Genomic DNA, 4490 nt, shown 5'->3' on the forward strand with positions numbered 1-4490 from the left:
GCCATCGACAGCGGGTTTTATCCGCTCGGCTCCTGCACGATGAAGCACAACCCGCGCCTGAACGAGAAGATGGCGCGGCTCCCGGGCTTCTCCGACGTGCATCCGCTGCAGCCGGTCAGCACGGTGCAGGGTGCGCTGGAGTTGATGGACCAGCTGGCCTACTGGCTGAAGACGCTGACCGGCATGGCCGCCGTGACGCTGGCGCCGGCCGCCGGCGCCCATGGCGAGATGTGCGGCATCATGGCGATCCGCGCCGCGCATGAGGCGAAGGGCGATAGCGGCCGCACCAAGATCCTGGTGCCTGAAAGCGCCCACGGCACCAACCCGGCGACCGCCGCCGCCTGCGGCTACAGCGTCGATGCCATCCCGGCGACCGCCGACGGCCGCGTCGATCTGGCGGCGCTGAAGGCCAAGCTCGGTCCCGATGTCGCCGGCCTGATGCTGACCAACCCCAACACCTGCGGCCTGTTCGAACGCGACATCGTCGAGATCGCCGAGGCGGTGCATGCGGCGGGTGGTTATTTCTACTGCGACGGCGCCAACTTCAACGCGATCGTCGGGCGGGTGCGTCCGGCCGACCTCGGCGTCGACGTCATGCACATCAACCTGCACAAAACCTTTTCCACCCCGCATGGCGGCGGCGGTCCGGGGTCGGGGCCGGTGGTGTTCGCGGAGTCGCTGGCGCCCTACATCCCGGTGCCTTACGTCACCCATGGCAAGGGCGGTTTCGCGCTGGTCGAGACTGTCGGCGACGGCCAGGCCTTCGGCCGCATGAAGGCCTTCCACGGCCAGATGGGCATGTTCGTCCGTGCGCTGTCCTACATGCTGAGCCACGGTGCCGACGGGCTGTGGCAGGCGTCGGGCGACGCAGTGTTGAACGCCAACTATGTGATGGCGCGGTTGGAGGACGTGATGACGGCCTCCTTCGAGGGCCCTTGCATGCACGAGTGCCTGTTCGACGACCGGTTCCTGAAGGGGACGGGGGTCACCACGCTCGACGTGGCGAAGGCTCTGATCGACGAGGGCTTCCACCCGATGACCATGTATTTCCCGCTGGTCGTCCATGGTGCCCTGCTGATCGAGCCGACCGAGACGGAAAGCAAGGCCAGCCTCGACCAGTTCGTCGATGCGCTGCGTGCGCTGGCTGAACGGGCAAAGTCGGGCGACGTTGCCTATTTCCAGGCCGCTCCGCGTCTGACGCCGCGCCGTCGCCTGGACGAGACGGCCGCCGCCCGCAAGCCTGTTCTGCGCTGGACCCCGCCGGTGTCGGCGGAGGCTCTGGCGGCGGAGTAAGGATGGACCTGAAACTCCCCCTCCCCACACGGGAGGGGGAGTTTCTCTTTGTCACTTGTCGTTTTTGCCCACGTACCTGTCGGCCTTCTTCTGGTCCTCGGCGGCCTCGCGGGCCATTTCCTTGCCGATCTTGGGATCGATGCTTTTGGCTTCCTCGATCAGGTCCCGCGCCTTGCGGGCGTCGCCGTCGGCAGCCTTGTCCAGCGCCTGTTCGGCCAGATCATGGGCCTTCTTGTGTTCGGGGCTGTCTTCGTGACGGGTGGCCATGGGGCGTTCTCCTGTGGCTTGAGCATTGAGAAACCGGACGTTGTCCAACAGGAGCCGCCGGCCGGGGTTCCGCTCTCCGCACTGCACAAAAAATTTTTGGAAGCGGCGGAATAGGGAAGTGGGTTTGCCCGTTTGTGCGGATGTCCGGTGGCGCACGGCCACCCTGCAACAGGGCACGCGAACTCCCCATGAGCAACCCGAAGACCTCGATCCGGCGCGCCGCCATGGCCGCCGCCGTGCTGGCCGTGACCGCCGGCCAAGCGTCCTTCTGGTCCTGGCGCAACGCGCCGACGGCGGTGGAGGCGGAGCCCGGTCGCATCGAATCCGTGTCCTATTCGCCCTCGGGCCGCAATTACGATCCCAACCACCAGCCGGTGGTGCCGCGCAAGGACATCGAGCGGGACATGACCGCCATCGCCGGCTTTGCCGACGGCGTGCGGACCTACTCGACGCTCGGCTCGCAGGGCGAGGTGCCGGAGATCGCGGTGTCCAAGGGGCTGGACGTCACGCTCGGCATCTGGCTGAGCAAGGACAAGTCCCGGAACGAGCGCGAGGTGCTGCACGGCATCGCGCTCGCCAAGGAATTCCGCGGCATCAAGCGCATCGTCGTCGGCAACGAGACGCTGCTGCGCGCCGAGCTGACCGATGCCGAGCTGGCCTCCTACATCAAGCGCGTGCGCGCCGCCGTCCCGGCCAACATCAAGGTCGGCACCGCCGACGTGTGGTCGGAGATGGTCAAGGCCGACGCCACGGTGAAGGCGTCCGACTTCATGGGTGTCCACGTCCTGCCCTACTGGGAAGGCGTGCCGGTGGCCGATGCGCTGACCTGGATCCGCGACCGGCTCGACACCGTGCGCAAGGCGCATCCCGGCAAAGCGCTGTTTGTCGGCGAGGTCGGCTGGCCGTCGGGCGGCGAGAACTTCCACGACGCCTATCCGACGCCGGAGGCCCAGGCCGCCGTCGTCCGTGGGTTCGCGGCGGAAGCCAACGCGCTCGGCCTGCATTACAACGTCGTCGAAGCCTTCGACGGCATCTGGAAATCCACCATCGAAGGCTCGCCCGGCCCGACTTGGGGCGTGCTGGATGCAGATCGTCAGCCGAAATGGGCGATGACCGGTGCCGTCGCCGCTCCCTATGGCGAGCGGGTGGGTGCGGGCGTCGCCATCGCCGTCGGCCTTGCCCTGTCGGCCTTCGCCGTCTTCCGCCGTCGGACCAATGCCGGCTTCGCGCTCGCCGCCTCGCTGGGCGCCAACATCATCGGCTTTGCCATCGGCTCGGCCGTCGCCGGCGCCTTCTCCGAGTATCTGACCTTCGGAGCGGTCACCACCTGGGGTTCCGCCTTCGCGTTGGGCACCCTGATGATGAGCGTCGCCTTCGCCGATCTGGTGGACGTCGCCCGCCGGCTGCTGACCGGCCGTGCCCCGGCCCTGCTGCCGCATGCCGTGCCCAGCAACGACCACAAGCCGATGGTCTCGATCCATGTCGCCGCCTGCCGTGAGCAGCCGGACGTTCTGAATGCCACGCTGGCCTCGCTGTCACGTCTCGATTACCCGAACTACGAGGTCGTCGTCCTGATCAACAACACCGAGGAGGAGCATCTGGTCCGCCCGGTGGAGGAGATGTGCCAGGCGCTGGGGCGCAAGTTCAAGTTCCACTGGTACAAGAAGATTTCCGGCTTCAAGGCCGGCGCCCTGAACGCTGCGCTGCGCCACACCGACCCGGCCGCCGAGATCGTCGCCGTGCTGGACGCCGATTACACCGTGTCGCCCGACTGGCTGTCGAAGCTGGCCCCGACATTGGCCGATGCGTCGGTCGGCATCGTCCAGGCGCCGCAGGAACACCGCGATGGCCAAGAGACGGCGCTGAAGGCCGCGATGACTGCTGAGTATCGTCCCTTCTTCGATGTCGGCATGCAGGAGGGCGTGTCGTCCCAGGCCTTCATCTGCCACGGCACGATGATCATGCTGCGCCGGTCGGCGATGGAGCAGGTCGGCGGCTGGTCGGAAGCCGGCATCTGCGAGGATACCGAACTGGGTCTGCGCATCCTGTCGGCCGGCTACCGCGCCGCCTACACCGACGAGCGGCTCGGCGCCGGTCTGGCTCCGGACAACTTCATGCAGTTCCGCAAGCAGCGTGACCGCTGGGTGTTCGGCTCGACCCAGATCGTCCGCGCCCACTGGAAGAAGTTCCTGCCGGGGGCCGCCGAGCTGAATGCGCGGCAGAAGCTGGGCTACGTCACCAACTGGATCCGCTGGTGGTCCGACGCGGTCGGCCTGTTCGCCGCCGCCGCCGCCGTAGTCTGGACCTTCGCTTCTCTGGTTCTGCCGTTGCACCTGCCGCCGGTGGCCGCCACCGCCGCTGTCCTGGGTGCCCTGGTCCTGCGTGCCGCTTCCAGCCTGCTGGCCTCGCGCTATGCCTCGGGCAACAGCTGGAGGGAAAGCCTGGGCGCCTGCGCCGTCGGCATGGCGCTGTCCACCACGGTCGCCCTTGCCGTCGTCCGTGGTCTTGTCCGCAAGCATGATGCCTTCCGGGTGACTGCCAAGGGTGGCAAGCGCACCGCCGGCCGCTTCTGCGCCAAGCCGGAGGCCTGGTTGTCCGCTGCCCTGGTCGCCTCATCCGCCACCGCCGCGCTGGTCAACCCGCTGGGCACCCTGTCGCTGGAGCTGTGGTCGGTCCTGCTCGCCGCCATGGCGGTGCCGAATCTGATGGCGGTCGCCTTCGGCATCGGCGACATGCTTCCGGTCCGCGAGGCCAAGCCGGCACCGGTTCCCGTCGCCCAGCCGGCCAAGCCGGCCGGCCAGGAGCAGGGGGCGAACCAGCCGATCGCCGCCTGACTCTCCGTCGCCTCATGCAAGATGCGGCCCCTCTCTCGCCTGAACGGCGGGGGAGGGGCCGACTTTTTGGGGGTATAGTCGCTTTCTCACCAAGGG

3 protein-coding genes are annotated in these 4490 nt (G+C 67.8%); 2 read left to right on the top strand and 1 reads right to left on the bottom strand.

Features of this window, described 5'->3' with window-relative positions:
- Window positions 1-1293: aminomethyl-transferring glycine dehydrogenase subunit GcvPB (gene gcvPB, locus I71_RS33200; RefSeq protein WP_042704357.1), on the top strand; the 1293-nt coding region annotated here is incomplete at its 5' end.
- A gap of 51 nt (window positions 1294-1344) precedes the next feature.
- Here gcvPB and I71_RS33205 read toward each other — a convergent pair.
- The gene (locus tag I71_RS33205) at window positions 1345-1560 is read right to left on the bottom strand and encodes a hypothetical protein (RefSeq protein WP_042704358.1); all 216 of its coding nucleotides are present in this window, start codon (window positions 1558-1560) and stop codon (window positions 1345-1347) included.
- Window positions 1561-1748: 188 nt separating this feature from the next.
- Here I71_RS33205 and I71_RS33210 point away from each other — a divergent pair, with 188 nt between their 5' ends.
- A complete protein-coding gene (locus I71_RS33210) occupies window positions 1749-4394 on the top strand; it encodes a glycosyltransferase (protein WP_042704360.1) in 2646 nt (881 codons plus the stop codon).
- Window positions 4395-4490 lie beyond the last annotated feature (96 nt).

The sequence above is a fragment of the Azospirillum sp. B506 genome, from assembly GCF_000333595.1.
Taxonomy (GTDB): Bacteria; Pseudomonadota; Alphaproteobacteria; order Azospirillales; family Azospirillaceae; genus Azospirillum.

Coding starts and splice junctions, on each gene's coding strand:
- I71_RS33205 (WP_042704358.1), bottom strand. CDS start 1,560: ATGGCCACCCGTCACGAAGACAGCCCCGAACACAAGAAGGCCCATGAT.
- I71_RS33210 (WP_042704360.1), top strand. CDS start 1,749: ATGAGCAACCCGAAGACCTCGATCCGGCGCGCCGCCATGGCCGCCGCC.